The organism is Kyrpidia spormannii, assembly GCF_002804065.1.
Taxonomy (GTDB): domain Bacteria; phylum Bacillota; class Bacilli; order Kyrpidiales; family Kyrpidiaceae; genus Kyrpidia; species Kyrpidia spormannii.
This window is the reverse complement of the sequence record NZ_CP024955.1, coordinates 1,989,415-2,005,725: the sequence shown is the minus strand read 5'-3', so window position 1 is coordinate 2,005,725 and position 16,311 is coordinate 1,989,415. Positions and strand designations below refer to the sequence as shown.

Below are 16,311 nucleotides of genomic sequence, written 5' to 3'. Positions count from 1 at the left end.
ACGGTTCACTCCTTTCGTTTCACCTTGGATGGGGACGGCAAAAAACGGCCCTTGTCGGCCGCGAACAGTTTTTGCGCCCGCCTGAAGTCTTCCATTCGCCCGACATCGATCCATACGCCGGATAGCGGGTAGTGGCATACCCGGCGGCCTTCGGCGATCAGCCGCTCGATAAGGTCGGTCATATCGTAACGCCCATCCGGAACCATGGCCAAGGCGTCCGGGGAGAGTACGTAGATCCCGGTGCTGACCAGAGCCGGAAGACGCGGCTTTTCCTCCACCCGGAGCACGCGCTCTCCCTCGGTGTGGAGGACGCCAAAATCCACGGGAATCTCCGATGGGTAGGAAACCAGGGTCAACGCAGCACCGTATTCCTCGTGTTTGGCGACGATGTCACAAAATCCCGCCGTGGTCAGGATGTCGCCGTTGACGACGAGCAGCGGCTGATCGGCAGACAACTGGCTGAGACTTCCGGCTGTACCCCGGGGTTCCGTTTCTTCGATATAGGTGATGCGGGCGCCTAAGGCTTCGCCGCCGCCCAGGTAGGTGCGAAGAAGATCAGCCCGATAGCCGACGGTCAACACCAGGTCGTCAAAACCCTGGGACTTAAGTTGCCGGATCAGGATTTCCACCATGGGAACTCCGTCCAAGGGGAGGAGGGGCTTGGGAATGACGTCGGTGAGCGGGCGCAGCCGCTGACCCCGCCCCCCCGCCATAATGACCGCTTTCACAGGACTCCCCCCTCACACGACATAGTTGTCGGCGGGAAACCGGTCCAGGTGGTCGTTGACCCATTCTAACGTTCGTTCCAGCCCTTCCCGAAGGTCGACCTGGGGGCGCCAACCCAGGATTCTCGCGGCTTTCGAGAAGTCCGCCCACAGTCGGCGCACTTCGCTCCGAGTGGGCCGCAGCCGCTTGGCCTCCTGTTCCAAAGGCAGCCTTCGCCCGGTGATCGAAAAGACTTCCTCAACGAGATCGCCGATGGTGATTTCCCGGCCGCTCCCGATGTTAAAGACTTCTCCTACGGCCTCATCCACTTCCGCGGCCCGGACGAAGCCGGCGGCGGTGTCCTCAACATAGGTAAAATCCCTTTTTGTCGACAAATCGCCCAGTTGAATCCGGTCCCGGGTCAGGGCCTGCACGAGAATGGTGGGAATGACACCCCGCAGGGATTGGCGAGGCCCGTAGGCGTTAAAGGGCCGCACGGTGACCACCGGAAGCTCATAAGAGCAAAAAAAGCTCTCGGCCAATTTGTCGGCTCCGATTTTGCTCGCCGAATATGGCGATTGGCCCTGAAGGGGATGATTTTCATCGATGGGCACAAACCGTGCGGTTCCGTACACCTCACTGGTGGACGTGTGGATGACCCGCTTGACGCCTAGGTCCCGGGCGGCGGTGAGAATGTTCAGGGTGCCGATCACGTTGGTCTCCACCACTTCCCGGGGGTGGGCGTAGGAGTAGGGAATCGAAATCATTGCCCCGAGGTGAAAAATCATTTCCACCCCCCGGGCAGCTTGAAGAACGGCCTCGGCATCGCCCAGATCGCCGGCCACCACATCCAATTCCTGCTGGATGGCCGGGTCGAGGTGGGCGAGCCACCCGAGATTGCGGGTGGAGTTATACCGGACAAAGGGCCGCACCCGGGCTCCGCGCCGGACCAAAAGCTCCGTCACGTGACTTCCGATAAATCCTGCGGCTCCGGTGACGAGGACAGGAACTCCATTCCAGTTCATGGCGTGCTCCTCCTCTCTTCCCATTTGCCCCGCCAATACACCACGTCCACGTCCACGCCGTCCCGATAGGGCAGAAAGCCGAGCTTCTTGAGCTGATCCTCGGTGAGAAGGGGATCCTGAGCGAACACTTCCACGCCCTGTTGCTGCAGCTGTCGGCCCAATTCCACCGCCCGGCTTCCCTCCACCACCGGGACCCCGGGCTTATACGTGAGCCCCGCCAAAAGGGCCGCCCGCCTGCCCCGGGCGATTTCCAACAAGTGGCGCCGGTACGCCTGATCCGTGTTGGCGGCAGCTTCAAGGAGAGGGGCGTTGAGCCATTGCTGCAGAAAGCCAAGGTCCTTGGGCAGACACTCCCCGCCGATGCCATAGTCGACATCCGCCAGTCGGACGTTGTCTTTGGTGCCCACAGCCAGGCGTAATTCGTCAAAATCGAGACCCCCGGCGTCACAGCCCATCTTCAAGGCTTCGGCAAAGGCGATCTCCATGTACCGGGCGGAGTTTTCGACGAGTTTGGCCAGTTCGGCGATCTCCGGGCGGCTGACGGGAAAAAGGGGAATTTGGCAAGCGGTATAAAATTGGATCCCCGCCTGAAGGCAGGTCTCCGTGACTCCTGCGATCACCCGGGTGGTGCCGGTCGGGTCTTCGTCTACCCCAAATAACACCCGGTGAGGGACATGGGTGAGATAAAAATCCTTGCCGGGGGTGTATCCCCGGGCGCGAAACCTCTCCGCCGCCTTCGCCGTTGTTCCCACCGGAAGGGTAGATTCGATGCTCACCAGAGCCCCGGGTTTCGGGCGGATACCGTCCAGGGCTTGAAAGAGCCAGGACAGCCCGGGCCCGGTGGAGACGCAGACAATCCACACGTCGACCTGGTCGGGATCCCGACAAATGCCGTCTGCAGAAATGCCCTGCTCTCGCAGGGCGGTTACTTTATCGGGATCGATGTCCACCGCCGTGAGAACGTCGGCGGGTTGAACGCGCCTAAGGTGAGTGAGAACGTGCTGCCCGATATGGCCCGCGCCAATCACACAGATGTGCACGGGGCACCACCTCCAAGGGATGAGGTGTTGCCAGTGTATGAGAGACGGGCAGCCCGCCGTGTGGACGTGTGCGGAAGGGGAGAAAACAGGGCGACGGCCTTGGACAGGGGCCGATTCGTTTTAAGAACCTCGGCCATACCATTGTGGTGAATCCCGATTCTCAAAGAAAGGGGAGGAAATGAGGAATGAGTAGAACACGCAGCCGTCTCGGCTCCCGGACTGCCGACGTCGATGTGCTCGGGATTCGTTCGGAGTGCCGTGAGGCGGAGGTGTTGGAAGCCAGAACACCTCCCGAAGCGCCGAGCACGCTGGTGACCCCTGTGCCCACCGTGGGTCCTGTGACGATCAAGACCCCGGTGTTGTTGGCGCAACTCACTATGCAGATCGACCTGGACGCCTCGATTCGCCTGCCGGATCCGGCCACCGACATCCTTCGCATCGATAAAACGGTCTTCCTAGATCAATGCGACCTGCTGATGCCCACCAATCGGCTGTTTGTCCGCGGGCGGGTTCGGGAGGATATCCAGTACGGCACGGCTTCTCGGGTGACCCGGAGAGCCGTGAGCGGAGATGTGCGCCACACCATCGTGGATGTTCCATTTGAGAGTGTCACCGCGGTGACTTTCCTGGCGCCGCCCATTGAGCCGGCTCCGGAAATTTACGAGGAGTTCCAAATGGTGGGGCGGTTTGGCCGGCCGCTTCGGGAAACGGACTCCATTACCATCGTTGACTATGACAGCAAGCCTTTTTGTGAATTGGTGAGCGCCGCCGTGCTCCAGGCGGATGTCCCTCGCCTCTACGGGGAAGGCAGCTCTACGCCCCTCGGGGAGCGCGACTCCCAGGCAGGGGACCCGCCCATCGGAGAGCGGAGTTTCCGCACCTTTCGGGAGCAGATGATGGTGTTACTGACCATTCAAGTGTTGCAACGCCAACTGGTCCTGGATCCGGCTCCTCCGGTTGGGCCGACCCCGACCCCGACCCCGACGCCGACGCCGACGACACTGCCGCCTCTGCCGCCGGTCTGAAACGTTTGCCGGCTATCGGGGGCCGCTCGGGAGCGACCGAAGCGGCCCCCGCAGGAGGGGCGGTATCCGGATGATGGGCTTCATCGGCGGGTAACGCGGGCCACAAAGGGATGTGTCGAGGTGCCGCCGTTACTCCAAGGGCAGCGCGAAGGTTTGGACAAGCCACTCGTCGCTATGGACCCGGGCGTTAAATAGTTCTTGACGGCGTTCCAGGGTCTGGTGTGAAAGGACCTCCACCAGCAGGTCGAAGCGCATGGGGTGTGTGGACAGCCCCCGTAGGAGCCGGGCCAATCGGGGTCCGCTAAAATGGCTGAGTGCCATTCGAGCCAAGTTGTAGTAGTAATCGTAGGAGGGAACGGCGTAGGGATGAACTTTGCGGAACACGTGGCGAACCACGGTGTTCGGTGTCGTGCCGAGGCGACATCCCATGAGCCACATGCGCAATGACCATTCGATGTCTTCGAACCCCCAGGTGCGAAAGCCATCGTCGAATCCCCCCACCTGTCGAAAAACCTCTGAGGAAACGGCGATGCAAGCCCCGGGGAGAATCGGTACTGCCTGCGGCTGTTCGGGCTTTGGCAGCCAGCGAATCTCTCCGGACCCGGACAACGACTGCCCGAATCCCGCCAAGTCCGTCCGGTCGTGGGCAGCAATCCCCGGACACACCGCATCCCAGTCTCCGGAGCGCAGTAACTGTACCAACTCATCCAGCCAGCCATCCTCAACAAACACATGGGCATCGCAGAAAACCAGAATTCGCCCCCGGGCCGCTTCGGCACCGACATTTCTTGCCCTGGCCGCCCCAAGACCGCCGGTGTGGATCACGTTCAGGCCCGCGGCGGGCGGACTTTCGTGCGCGTGTGGGACAGGCACTTTTGAACCTTCCGGGCTTCTTTGGGCCAATTCGCGGGGCAGAGCCGCGTGGGCGAGGCTATCGGCGATCTCCGGCGTGGTGTCGGTGGAACCGTCCTCCACCACAATCACTTCATAAGTCACGCCGGATCTGGCGCCCCAAATCGACCGAACCGTTTGTTCCAGATGATCCCGTTCATTCCTGGCGGGCAGGATGATGCTGACCTCGGGGTCCACAGCAACCCCTCCCGTAGGCAAATATGGCACGGGATAGTATATGAGGCGGGAAATGCCGTGTGTGAGGAAGACTCCGACCGAGACCGCGAGATCCAGAAAAATTTTTTCTCAACATGAAGGAATCGTGAAGGGACGTGGCGAAATATTTATGTGCAGTTTACTTACAGGCAATGGCTTGGAATGGAAAAGAAAAATTTTTCATGATCCAAGCCGGCCAGTGGTGGTCATCTGTGAAGAATCCCGTTGAAAACAAGGGGGTGAATGTGCCGATTGCGCTGGGGGTCGAACGGTAGATGGCTCATCTTTTGTATACAAATACGTATACAAAAACAATGCATCGTGGATGGGGAGGGCTGTTGTGCTTCCTAACATCGGACGAAACGGTACTCTGTCGGAGCAAGCCTATCAAATTCTCAAGAAGCGTATTATCGACTCAACTTTTCTTCCCGGTCAATTATTGACTGAGGAGATGTTGGCAGAACAACTCGGCATTAGCCGCACACCGATCCGGGCAGCGTTAAAACAGTTGGAACATGATGGCCTTGTGGCCCTTCGTTCCGGCCGCGGGGTGGAGGTGGCCCGCGTCTCCCTGCGGGATGTTCAAGAATGGTTTGAATGCCGGCTGGCACTTGAACCCTTTGCCGCAAAATTGGCAGCCATTCGAAGGCAGCCAGAGCAGATGGCGCGCCTTGGTGAACTCATAGCCGATCAAGATCGTGCAAGACAAGATGGGGAGTACGTTCGATATGTGGAACTCGACCACGATTTTCATGTGGCCTTGGCTTCTCTCGCAGGAAATTCTCGTCTCGTCGAGATGATCGATCGGTTGAATGTTCAGGTACAGCGTTTTTTGATTCTCTCCCAAACACTGTATCAAAGTTCTCTGGCGGCTTTGTCCGAACACGAATCTATTCGGGCAGCCGTAGAGTTGGGGAAACCGGAGGCAGCGGCGAGTTTCATGGAACAACACATTCGTGAGGTACTGTCGCGAATATCTCGCGGCACGATCTTGGACTGAGGAGGAGACCGGGATTTGAAAACGATGAAATGGCTTGGAGCCGTCGCGATGATGGCCTTACTGGCGGGATGTGCGTCGCCCCAGGGCGCAGGGCAACAAAGTGCTTCTTCGTCCAATCAAGGTCCGATAAAAATCGGCCTTGTCACGGCTCTATCCGGAAGTGGTGCGTTATACGGGAAGCAGATGGAAAACGGTGCTCAGCTGGCCGTGGATGAAATCAATCAATCGGGTGGGCTTCTTGGACGGCAATTACAGCTCGTTGCCTTGGACGACCAACAAAATTCGACACAGTCCGTGACGGCCACCCAACGCCTGATCAATCAAGAACACATAGACGCGTGGATGGGTACCCTAAAAAGTCCCGATACGTTGAGTGACGCTGGATTGACCGCGAAAGCCAGCATCCCGACCCTGGTTCCGGTGGCTGTAGCTGACAACATTGTCACGACCGGTTATCCCCATGTGTTTCGAAACGTTGCTGACAACACCATGCAGGTCAAATCTTTAGTGGACTATATCTTGCAAAAAACTTCGGACCGGAACGTGGCAATCATTGCGGAAAACACCGATTATGGCCGGGGAATTGCCTTGACGTTCAACCAGAATTTCCAAGCTGGCGGCGGTACGGTGAGCGACATGGAGTTCTACAATGTGGGCCAAAAGGAATTCACAAACGAATTAACCAAAATGAAAGCGAATCACCCCCAAGGCTTGGTCATCGCGGGTCTTGTGGCGGAAGGTGCCTTAATCGCCAAACAGGCCAAAGACCTGGGCATGAACGTTCACCTCTATAGTTTCGGCGGGTTCATGGGCAGTCAGCCGATCAAATTGGCCGGGAGCGCCGTGGATGGTTTGATTCATACGGATTACTTTTCACCGGTTCAGGGCGACCCAAAGATTGAGACTTTCGTGGCGAACTATAAGAAAAAATTCGGCGAGGTTCCTGATAGCTACTATGCGGCCGCCCCTTATGACGCAGTGTACTTTTATGCGGAGGGCGTGAAAAAAGCGGGGACTACAGACCCGAAAAAGGTCGTGGAGGCTCTGCATGCGATCAAGCAGTTCCAGGGTGTCATGGGCAACATCACCTTTGACGACCACGGACAAGCGCAAGCAAAAGTATGGATTACTCAAGTTCAGAACGGCCAACAAGTTGTCATCTACCGCCCCAAATCGTAAGTTTTATCTCATGTCGGACGAGAGGTGTGAGGGGTCGTGACGGTTTTTGCCCAACAAGTCGTCAACGGTCTGATTAACGGGACGGTGTACGCTTTAGTGGCGTTGGGGTTGACGTTAATCTATGGCGTCATGAACCTTTCGAACTTTGCTCAAGGGGAGTTTGCCATGGTGGGCGGGTTCGGTACCTACCTGTTGGTCCAAGCGGGGTTACCGTACCCCTTGGCGGTGGCGGCCGCTTTCCTCCTGGCCGGAGCGGTCGGATTCGTGGTTCACCTTCTGGCTTTTCATCCGTTGCGCCAAAATGATCCGATGACGATGATGCTCAGTTCGTTGGGTGTTTCTTTATTCTTAGTGAATCTCGCCCAATACCTGTTTTCCCCCGATCCCCAGGTGGTGCACAGCCCGCTGTCTGGGCAAACGCTTCATCTGTTCGGGATCTATCTATCCGAACAAAGACTTCTGGCGGCCCTGGTGAGCCTGGTTCTCTGTGGGCTGATTTACGGGCTACTCCAGTACACGTCCTTTGGGCGATCGGTCCGGGCGGCGTCCCTCGACCCCGATACTGCGACGTTGTACGGGATTCAGACTCGAAGGATCTCGATTCTAACGTTTGTGCTCGGCGTGGCACTGACCGGGGTGGCGGGGGCCCTCCTCGCCCCCCTGTACAACGTGTACCCCACCATGGGGATATCCCTGACCCTGAATGCGTTTGCCGTGGTTGTGCTCGGTGGAATGGGAAACGTGCCCGGGGCTATTGCAGGGGGCCTGCTGGTGGGATTGGTGCAGAGTCTGGCGGCCGGCTATATCTCCAGCGGGTTTCAAGATGCCATTGTTTTCGGAGTGCTCATTGCGGTGCTCATTTTCCGGCCGCAAGGCATTCTAACGAAGGTTCGGGGGGAAAAGGTGTGAAAGAAGGGGTGAAACGCTGGCTTGGTGTTGCGGTGGCCGTCCTCTGTGTGGGAGCGAGTCTCTACGTCCAGAATCTTTACATCCTGAATGTATTGATTCTGGCGGTGATTAGCGCGGTTTTGGCTGTGAGTGTAAACCTTTTGGTGGGATACACCGGGCAGATGTCCCTGGGGCAGGCGGGTTTTTACGGAATCGGCGCTTACACGGTGGCGGTTCTTACAACGACGTACCAATGGGGATATTGGCCTTCGTTTGTCATGGCTTGTTTGATGCCGGCAGTGGCGGGGTTTTTGCTGGGACTGCCCACCACCCGTCTGCGGGGGCATTTTCTTGCGATTGCCACCCTGGGATTCGGCGTGATTGCCAACGTGGTGCTCAACAACTGGACGGCCCTCACCAACGGGCCCTCTGGCATTCGAGGCATCCCATCTCCGGAATTGTTTGGGGTATCCCTTCAGTACCCCAACTTCTTCCTGGCCTTTGCCCTGGCCTGTCTCGCACTAATCGTGGGTCTGGTGGATATTCTGGTGCGTTCGTCCATCGGCCGGGCCTGGAAGTGCATCCGGGGGGACGAAATTTCTGCCCTGACGAGCGGGATTCACGTGCATCGGTACAAGCTTCTCGTGTTTTCTCTGAGCGGTGCTATTGCCGGCTTGGCTGGCGCCTTGTATGCGGGTGCCATCAATTTTGTGAGCCCGGATGTCTTTGATTTGAACCAGTCCATCATGATTTTGATCACCGCCATTATTGGCGGAGTGGGAACGTTATTCGGCCCGCTCGTCGGTGCGGCCTTGTTGTCGTTCATCGGGGAGCTGCTCCGAAGCTTGGGCGGTTTGCGACTGGTCATTTTTGGTGCGCTTCTGGTTGCAGTGATCGTGTTTATGCCTGAAGGGGTTTATCCGGTTCTTTTCACAGGCTTTCGGCGCAATCGACTTCCGGTGAGTAAGGCCCGGGCGAGGAGGCCGGCGGCATGAAGGAGGTCCTTGCGGATATCCAACAGGTTTCCGTACGGTTCGGAGGACTGTGGGCGGTACGGCGTGTTGACCTGCAGATCAGGAGTGATGAGATTCTCGGGATCATCGGGCCCAATGGTGCCGGGAAATCCACGTTATTAAATGTGCTGTCGGGTTTACAGCGACCGTCCGAGGGGTCGTTCGTCGTGGCAGGGCGGGTCAATCCACCACCATGGGTCCTCGCTTCCTTGGGAGTTGGACGGAGTTTTCAAACCGTTCGTTTGTTGAGGGGTGGAACGGTGATGGAAAACGTTCTGGTCGGGGGTCATGTTCACGCCGACCGAAATTTGGTGGATATTCTTTTTCGTCGCCGTGTTTGGAAACGGTCCGAACAGCAACTGGTGGAACGGGCCCGGGAGGTTTTGAACTTCGTGGATATGGCCGGCCAGGAGTCAGTTATAGCGGATCACCTTTCCCTTCAGGAACGGCGACGCGTAGAAATGGCCAGGGCGTTGATGATTCGGCCGAAGATCCTCCTTTTGGACGAACCGACGGCAGGTTTTAATCCTCAAGAATCCTTGCAAATGGCCGACCTGATCGTGCGCTGCAAAGAAGCGGGGATTGCGGTGGTGCTGGTGGAACACAACATGCGAGTCTTGATGCGGGTTGCCGAACGGGTAATGGTGATGGATAACGGGGAAAAAATTGCCGAAGGTCTACCCGAGGCCATAGCCCGGGACAAGCGGGTGGTCGAGGCGTATCTGGGGGGCGCGGGCGGTGCTTGAGGTTCGGAATGTGGTCGGCGGCTATGGAGAAATCCAAATCCTTCACGGTGTGAATTTGACGGTTCACCGGGGTGAGGTGGTGGGGCTGCTGGGAGCTAACGGTGTGGGGAAGACGACACTTTTGCGCGTGATTTCCGGTTTGATTCGCCCAGGCGGCGGCCAGGTCTTGTACCAGGGACAGGACCTCGTCGGGATTTCCCCGGCGCGGCTCTTGCGCATGGGGATCGCTCACGTTCCTCAAGGCAGGCACATCTTCTCCGATATGACGGTTAAAGAGAATCTTTTGGTGGCTTTAGACCGGGTGAGGGATCGGGTGAACGCCGGAGAACGTCTGGAATACGCCCTCAACCTGTTTCCCCGCCTTCGGGAACGTTACCACCAGTTGGGAGGTACGTTGAGCGGCGGCGAACAACAAATGCTGGCCATTGCCAGGGCTCTCGCCCCGAAGCCCGATCTGCTCATGCTGGATGAACCGTCGATGGGACTGGCGCCGGTAATCGTGGAGAGTGTGTTTAAAACGATTCGCCAAATCGCCGAGGACGGTACCACGATCCTATTGGTGGAACAAAACGCCACTGCGGCTCTTCACGTCGTGGACCGGGTTTACGTGATGGAAACTGGCACCATTGTCCACCAATCGGAACGCCTGGACGATTCGGAACTTCAACGGATCAAGGAAGTGTACCTGGGTTTGAGCGACTCCTGATGGGAGGGAAAGACGAGAGGGGATCCGGTGATGGGTGTGGGGCATGAAGAATCCGTGTTATGGATTTCTACTTTAGAAATTGATGCGGCGTTGCTCGGGCGCATCGCTGAGAAAGCCCGCCCTTTTCGGGTGATACAAACGGGGGAAGGGGACGGTGATGCCGTCCCTCTACAAGACGTGGAAATCTGGGCCACCTACGGAGACGATGTGTCAACTGGGATCCTGCGCTGCATGCCTCAGCTTCGGTGGATCCAGTTGCTCCAATCTGGATATGATCGGGTTCCTGTGGATGAGCTCCGCCGGCGAGGGATCCGGATGACGACGACCCATGGTGTCCACGCGGGGGCGGTGGCCGAATATGTGCTGTTTATGACATTGTATTTTTTACGTGATATGGCACATTTTCAAAGACTACAGGTGATCCGGCGCTGGGACCGGAGCATTACAGGCACAGAGTTAGCAGGGAAAGTGTTAGCCGTGGTCGGAACTGGGGCCATCGGTAAAGAAATTGCGAGGCGGGCCTCAGCTTTTGGGATGAAGACCATCGGGATTAACCGCTCGGCTCGGCCTTCACCTTGTTTTGAACAGGTGGTGGGCATTCAGAATTTGGACTGGGTTCTGAGCGAGGCGGACGTGGTGGTTTCCACACTGCCCGGGGGACTGGAAACTCGACACTTTTGGAACAGAGAGCGTCTGGAAAAGCTTCAGCGGGACGCCGTTTTCATCAACGTTGGACGGGGGTCGAGCGTCGATACCGAAGGTCTGCTTTCGGTGGTGCGCCGAGGGGGCTTGAAGGGAGTCGCCCTGGATGTGTTCGAACAAGAACCACTACCCGCCCTCCACCCGCTGTGGAATACTCCTGGAGTGGTTCTTACCCCGCACATGGCGGCGAAAACCCGTGAATATCTGAGTAGGGCTGTTAGTTGTTTTTTGGAGAACCTGGACCGCTATAGGAGAGGATTACACCTGGTTCACGAAATTGCCGTCCAATGAGTGGCGCAGCCGGGTCCATTGAGAGAGGTGCGAGCAGTGAAAGCAGTCAATGACGTGGAAGGTTTCGTGGAGCTCACCAAGCAATTGGTGGCCATTCCGTCTGTGAACGGCACCCCAGGCGAAGTGGATGTGGCGGAATTTGTGGTGACTTGGTTAAAAAAGTTACCCTACTTCCGCCGTTTCCCTCATCGCGTATGGACACAGGAGATTCCGGGGGATCCCTTGGGGCGGAAAAATGTATTTGCATGGGTGAAAGGACAGACGCCGGCCACGGTGCTTCTGCATGGCCATTTGGACACGGTAGGCATCGAGGATTACGGTCCGCTCCAAGAACTGGCTTTCCAATCCGATGCGCTAAAGAAGGAGATCGAAAGGTTTTCGGGTGCTGATGATCGGGTCAAGGAGCAGGCTGCGTCAGGGAACTGGTTGTTTGGACGGGGCGCCCTTGATATGAAGGGTGGCGTAGCTGTACACATGAAATTAGTTGAGTTTTGGTCTAACCGTCCGGAAGAGCCCCCGGGAAGTATTCTGTTCATGGCTAACCCTGTGGAAGAGAATCAACATAGTGGGATCATGGCGGCTCTCTCGGAACTGTTGCGGCTTAGGGAACAAGAGAATCTTCAACTCATGTGTGCGGTCAACGCGGATTATGTCACGGCGGGCTACGAAGGCGATTCGGCGCGTTACCTGTACACCGGAGCAACGGGCAAGCTGCTGCTCAACGTTTTGATACGTGGGCGAGAAACCCATGTTGGAGAGGCCTTTGGTGGCCTCGATCCCGTTTTCGTGATGGCGGAGTGTCTGCGGGAGTTGAACTACAACCCGGAGCTTTGCGACCGGGTGGGACTTGAGACCGGTCAGCCACCCGTCGCTCTTTATGCGCGGGATCTAAAACCGGCTTACAATGTGCAGACGGCCGGGGGAGCCTGGCTGTATTTTAACTGGTTTGTATTGAATTCGACTCCTGAGGCAGTGCTGGCACAAGTGAAGCGGAAAGTCGAGGCGGCTCGAGACCGGGCATTGGCCCTGAGAAATGGCTATATGGACCAGTATACGGAATTCGCCGAAGTCAAGGGGCAGATGCCGCGTTATGAAAGGGAGGATATGCCTGTTCTGACCTTTTCGGAGTGGCTGGAGGGCCTCGAAGATGGGGTTCGGGCTCGGGTTGATGATGTTCTCCGAAACACCCGGTACTCCGTTGAAGTAGACCAGAGGGAAGCTACCCGGGATCTGGTGGAGCGGTGCTTGGCGGCTGCGGGGCAAACCTCCCCACTCATCCTGCTTTACTATAGTTCTCCCTTTTGTCCGCGGAATCGCCTTCAGGAAGAACGACCGGATCACCGAAGGGTGCTGAAAGCTGTGGAGGCGGCGGCTGGGGCCGTGGCGGCGAGATACGGCGAGGTCTTAAAGATCCGCCCTTTCTTTCCTTACCTGTCCGATAGCAGTTATTTAAATATGGTCGATGAGCCCCGGGCCGTTCACATGTTTACAGCGAATTTTCCCGGCTGGGGAACCACGTATTCTGTGCCCCTTGATGAAATCAGAAAGTTATCGATTCCGGCTATAAACCTCGGTGTTTATGGTTTTGATGCCCACAAATGGACTGAGCGATTGTACATTCCGTACAGTTTTGGTGTTTTGCCGAAGTTGATCCAGCGAGTGGTAGAGATGCTGTGGGAGAATCGACAATGGGAGGAAGAAAATTGACGACCCTGTACGAACGGGCCCTCAGAGTGTTTCCGCCGGTGGCTTCCCGGGCGACGAAACTGGGTATCGTGAGGGCTGAAGGATGCTGGGTTTATGACGAGAACGGGAAGGCTTACTTGGATTTTGCCAGCGGGGTGGCGGTGACCAATACGGGTCACAACCATCCAGCGGTGGTTCAGCGGGCTGCGGAACAGATGCGCCAGATGATTCACGTGGGCCACAATGTGTTTTACTACGAACCGTATGTCCAGCTGGCGGAGAGACTGGTCGAGGTTACGGGCGGGGACACCAAGGTTTATTTCAGCAACAGTGGGGCCGAGGCGAATGAAGGGGCTGTCAAACTGGTCCAGTACGTCACGGGGCGCCCGGAAGTGATCGCCTTTGCTCATTCCTTTCACGGGCGAACCCTTGGCAGCCTCGCCTTGACCGGTTCGAACGCCGCCTACCGCCGCATGTATGAAACGGCTCTTCGGCGCGTGTATTTTGCCCGGTATCCAAAACCCGCGCCGGGAGAAGATCCGGAGGAAGCCGTGCGCGCAAGTCTTGAGAGTATCAACGATCTCTTTGAATTGCAGGTCAGCCCGGACCGGGTGGCGGCAATCATTGTCGAGCCGGTTCAGGGGGAGGGCGGATATGTCATCCCTCCCCGAAGCTTTCTGGAGAAACTGAGAGGCATCTGTGATGAACACGGCATTCTGTTAATTTTTGACGAAGTTCAGACCGGATTCGGGCGTACGGGACATCTGTTTGCTTATCAAACCTTTGGGGTGAAGCCCGACATTCTCACTCTTGGAAAAGCAATCGCCTCGGGCTTTCCCCTCAGTGCCGTAATCGCTCGGCAAGATTTGATGGACCGTTGGCCGGCCGGGGCGCACGGCGGGACCTTTGGGGGAAATCCCGTGAGCTGTGCGGCGGGGTTGGCGACCTTGGACCTGCTGGAGGGCGGATTAATCGACAATGCCCGGGCGATGGGGAATTATCTGGTTGCACAACTGAGGGAATCCTTGGCGGAATTTCAAGAGGTTTACGACGTCCGGGGTGTCGGGCTGATGGTAGCTGTGGAATTCCGGGATCCCGGGTCCGGGGCTGAGCTTTCGGACATGGTGAAAGAAATTCTGGCACGGTGCGAACAGGGGGGTCTGATCCTCTTATCTTGCGGACCGGGTAAAACGGTGGTTCGCTTCATGCCGCCTCTCATTGTGGACAAGAAGGACATTGATCAAGCGGTTCAAGTGTTTCGCGATTCGGTCGCGGCTGCGGTGCGGTCGGTGAACTGAACGTTTCTCACCTCCCCACGCCGGATTGGGGGGCGCCGCTCGTCTGCGGGGTTGTGCCTAGGTGAGCCAGGGCGTTGACGATGTCGAGAACGATGGGCTCGGGGTAGCGCAGTCCCGAGCTGTCGGAGATGTCAAGGGCGTCCACGGCGATGGCGTAACGGGGGTGATCGTAGGGAAAATACCCCACAAACCACTGATTGACCCGGCGGGTTTGGCCGGTCTGGGCCGTGCCGGTCTTCCCCGCCACCGGCCAGGCCGCCTGGGCGAGAAGGTCCCCGGTGCCCTGGGGGGAGGCGATGACCTCCCGCATCCACTGACCAACTTCTTTGGCCACCGCCGGGTTGATGGCCTGAACCGGAGACTGGGTGGGAAATGTCCGATACGGATCTCCCTGGGCGGTGGTGAGTCCCATTACCAGCCGTGGGACCGGCCGCTTGCCATCCCCGGCGATGGTGGCGGCCATCACCGCCGCCTGGAGGGGACTGATGCGAACATTTTCCTGCCCGATCCCGGTGTTTGCCAACAAGCGCAGCGCATTGCCCGGCCCGACAAAGATTGAGCCCGGGTCTTCCTCATCGAACACATCCCGGCCATCCACCACTTGTCCCTGCCTCTGGCCCAAACCGAAGGCCTTGGCGTAATCCTCAATGTTCTGACGCCCCAGCTTCATAGAAATCTGCGCAAAGGCCACGTTGCAGGACTGGGCGAAAGCTTGCTCCGCGGTCTCATGCCCGTGCACCTTCCAACACTTGAGTATCCCGTCCCCGATTTGGATCGAGCCCGTGCAGTCGAAAGGAGTGTTGGCGGTGAGCTGCCCTTTGTCCAAGGCGGCGGTGGCATCGACGATTTTAAATACGGATCCGGGAAAATCGGCCTCCACCGCAAGGTTTTTCGGGTAGTTGGCGGCCCCGGACGGAATGTGATTCTGGTCAAAATTCGGCCGGGAGGCCATGGCCAGGATGTCGCCGGTATGCACGTCCATCACCACCGCGGCGCCTCGGGGCAGCGCCACTTTGTCCATGGCCGACTCCACGATCTTTTGCAACCCCATGTCCAGGGTCGTCTGGACGTTCAGCCCGGTATCCGGCCGGGTCGCTTCTCGGATCCCCAGCCCCGGCAAGGGCCGGCCTTCCCCATCCACATAAAAATGAAGGGTTCGAGCGGGGCCGTTCCCGCGAAGATCCTCCTGGAACACGCTCTCCAGACCCATTTTGCCCACTGGTTCGTTCAGGGGGTAGCGCCCGTCGTAAACCTGGGTGACCAGATTCGGGTCTTCCCCGATAAACCCCACGACGTGGCGGGCCAGAGATTGATTGTTGTATCTCACCGTGACCTGGCGGGGCAGGATCCCGTCTATTCCCAGAGATTGAACGGCGGCCGCCTGGGCGTCGGTCAATTCGATGGACGTGGAAGTTCCCCCTGGGCCGGGCAGGCTGAGCAGACCCGGTTGTTTCATCGAGGCCAGGGCGGATTGGATCTGGTTGACCGGGCGCCCCAAGATGGCGGCCAGCCGCGCCAGGTTCGGATCCTGAAGGTCTGGGTGCCAAGGAGGCAAGACCACCAGACCGAGGAAGGTGTGGCCGGTGAGGGATTGGCCGTTTCGATCTAAGATGTTGCCCCGGCCGGAGTCCACCACAAACTGCTCCTGGCGCTGTCCCACCGACAGGGCCAGGAGGTCGTGGCCTTCGTAGTTGCGGGCATCGGCCACCTGAATAAAAAACAGTCGCCCGGCGAGCAGTGCCACCAAGCTCGTCCAGGCTCCGGTCCAAATGAACAAGCGACGGCTGTGCCCCCAGCGTTTCACGGCCATCCCTCCCCGCTCCTTCACCACCTGTGTATCCTTCGACCTTTCCAGTATCGCCCGGTTTTTCACTGGGAAACCTTAGCGACCGCCTGTGAG

15 protein-coding genes are annotated in these 16,311 nt (G+C 58.0%); 10 read left to right on the top strand and 5 right to left on the bottom strand.

Annotation, left to right across the window (positions count from 1 at the left end; translation table 11 throughout):
- Positions 1-5: 5 nt before the first annotated feature.
- Genes CVV65_RS10165 through CVV65_RS10155 form a run of 3 tightly spaced genes read right to left on the bottom strand, consistent with a single transcriptional unit; the run spans position 6 to position 2,770 of the window.
- Positions 6-728: a sugar phosphate nucleotidyltransferase gene (locus CVV65_RS10165; protein WP_100668034.1), complete on the bottom strand. Its 723-nt coding sequence runs from the start codon at positions 726-728 to the stop codon at positions 6-8.
- A gap of 12 nt (positions 729-740) precedes the next feature.
- On the bottom strand, positions 741-1,730 hold the full coding sequence (locus tag CVV65_RS10160; protein WP_100668033.1) for a GDP-mannose 4,6-dehydratase: 990 nt from the start codon (positions 1,728-1,730) through the stop codon (positions 741-743).
- Positions 1,727-2,770 (bottom strand): NAD-binding protein, encoded by a 1,044-nt coding sequence (locus CVV65_RS10155; RefSeq protein ID WP_100668032.1) that lies wholly within the window; start codon positions 2,768-2,770, stop codon positions 1,727-1,729. The genes CVV65_RS10160 and CVV65_RS10155 overlap by 4 nt, the downstream gene beginning before the upstream one ends.
- A gap of 185 nt (positions 2,771-2,955) precedes the next feature.
- Between CVV65_RS10155 and CVV65_RS10150 the strand changes: the two genes are divergently transcribed.
- Positions 2,956-3,795 (top strand): CsxC family protein, encoded by an 840-nt coding sequence (locus tag CVV65_RS10150; RefSeq protein WP_100668031.1) that lies wholly within the window; start codon positions 2,956-2,958, stop codon positions 3,793-3,795.
- Between the two features lie 129 nt (positions 3,796-3,924).
- On the opposite strand, the gene CVV65_RS10145 is transcribed toward CVV65_RS10150, so the two are convergent.
- Positions 3,925-4,884, bottom strand: a complete 960-nt coding sequence (locus CVV65_RS10145) for a glycosyltransferase family 2 protein (protein WP_157935471.1) — start codon at positions 4,882-4,884, stop codon at positions 3,925-3,927.
- Positions 4,885-5,242: 358 nt separating this feature from the next.
- On the opposite strand from CVV65_RS10145, the gene CVV65_RS10140 reads away from it, so the two are divergent.
- From CVV65_RS10140 to CVV65_RS10100, 9 genes are read left to right on the top strand one after another with little or no spacing between them, the layout of a single operon-like run.
- The gene (locus CVV65_RS10140; protein WP_170085842.1) at positions 5,243-5,902 is read left to right on the top strand and encodes a GntR family transcriptional regulator; all 660 of its coding nucleotides are present in this window, start codon (positions 5,243-5,245) and stop codon (positions 5,900-5,902) included.
- A gap of 24 nt (positions 5,903-5,926) precedes the next feature.
- Positions 5,927-7,081: an ABC transporter substrate-binding protein gene (locus CVV65_RS10135; RefSeq protein WP_232059841.1), complete on the top strand. Its 1,155-nt coding sequence runs from the start codon at positions 5,927-5,929 to the stop codon at positions 7,079-7,081.
- Positions 7,082-7,117: 36 nt separating this feature from the next.
- Positions 7,118-7,990, top strand: coding sequence for a branched-chain amino acid ABC transporter permease (locus CVV65_RS10130; RefSeq protein ID WP_100668027.1), 873 nt, complete (start codon positions 7,118-7,120; stop codon positions 7,988-7,990).
- Positions 7,987-8,964 carry a branched-chain amino acid ABC transporter permease gene (locus tag CVV65_RS10125; protein ID WP_157935470.1) on the top strand — a complete coding sequence of 326 codons (978 nt, stop codon included), beginning with the start codon at positions 7,987-7,989 and terminating at the stop codon, positions 8,962-8,964. Before CVV65_RS10130 ends, CVV65_RS10125 begins: the two co-directional genes overlap by 4 nt.
- The gene (locus CVV65_RS10120; protein ID WP_100669394.1) at positions 8,961-9,728 is read left to right on the top strand and encodes an ABC transporter ATP-binding protein; all 768 of its coding nucleotides are present in this window, start codon (positions 8,961-8,963) and stop codon (positions 9,726-9,728) included. The genes CVV65_RS10125 and CVV65_RS10120 overlap by 4 nt, the downstream gene beginning before the upstream one ends.
- Entirely contained in the window at positions 9,721-10,434 is a 714-nt protein-coding gene (locus CVV65_RS10115) for an ABC transporter ATP-binding protein (protein WP_100668025.1), read from the top strand. Before CVV65_RS10120 ends, CVV65_RS10115 begins: the two co-directional genes overlap by 8 nt.
- Positions 10,435-10,464: 30 nt before the next feature.
- Positions 10,465-11,427 carry a D-2-hydroxyacid dehydrogenase gene (locus tag CVV65_RS10110; protein WP_100668024.1) on the top strand — a complete coding sequence of 321 codons (963 nt, stop codon included), beginning with the start codon at positions 10,465-10,467 and terminating at the stop codon, positions 11,425-11,427.
- A gap of 36 nt (positions 11,428-11,463) precedes the next feature.
- Positions 11,464-13,134: a M20/M25/M40 family metallo-hydrolase gene (locus CVV65_RS10105; protein ID WP_157935469.1), complete on the top strand. Its 1,671-nt coding sequence runs from the start codon at positions 11,464-11,466 to the stop codon at positions 13,132-13,134.
- On the top strand, positions 13,116-14,411 hold the full coding sequence (locus CVV65_RS10100) for an aminotransferase class III-fold pyridoxal phosphate-dependent enzyme (protein ID WP_198591991.1): 1,296 nt from the start codon (positions 13,116-13,118) through the stop codon (positions 14,409-14,411). Before CVV65_RS10105 ends, CVV65_RS10100 begins: the two co-directional genes overlap by 19 nt.
- A gap of 7 nt (positions 14,412-14,418) precedes the next feature.
- Here CVV65_RS10100 and CVV65_RS10095 read toward each other — a convergent pair whose 3' ends face one another.
- Positions 14,419-16,215, bottom strand: coding sequence for a peptidoglycan D,D-transpeptidase FtsI family protein (locus CVV65_RS10095; protein WP_198591990.1), 1,797 nt, complete (start codon positions 16,213-16,215; stop codon positions 14,419-14,421).
- Positions 16,216-16,311 lie beyond the last annotated feature (96 nt).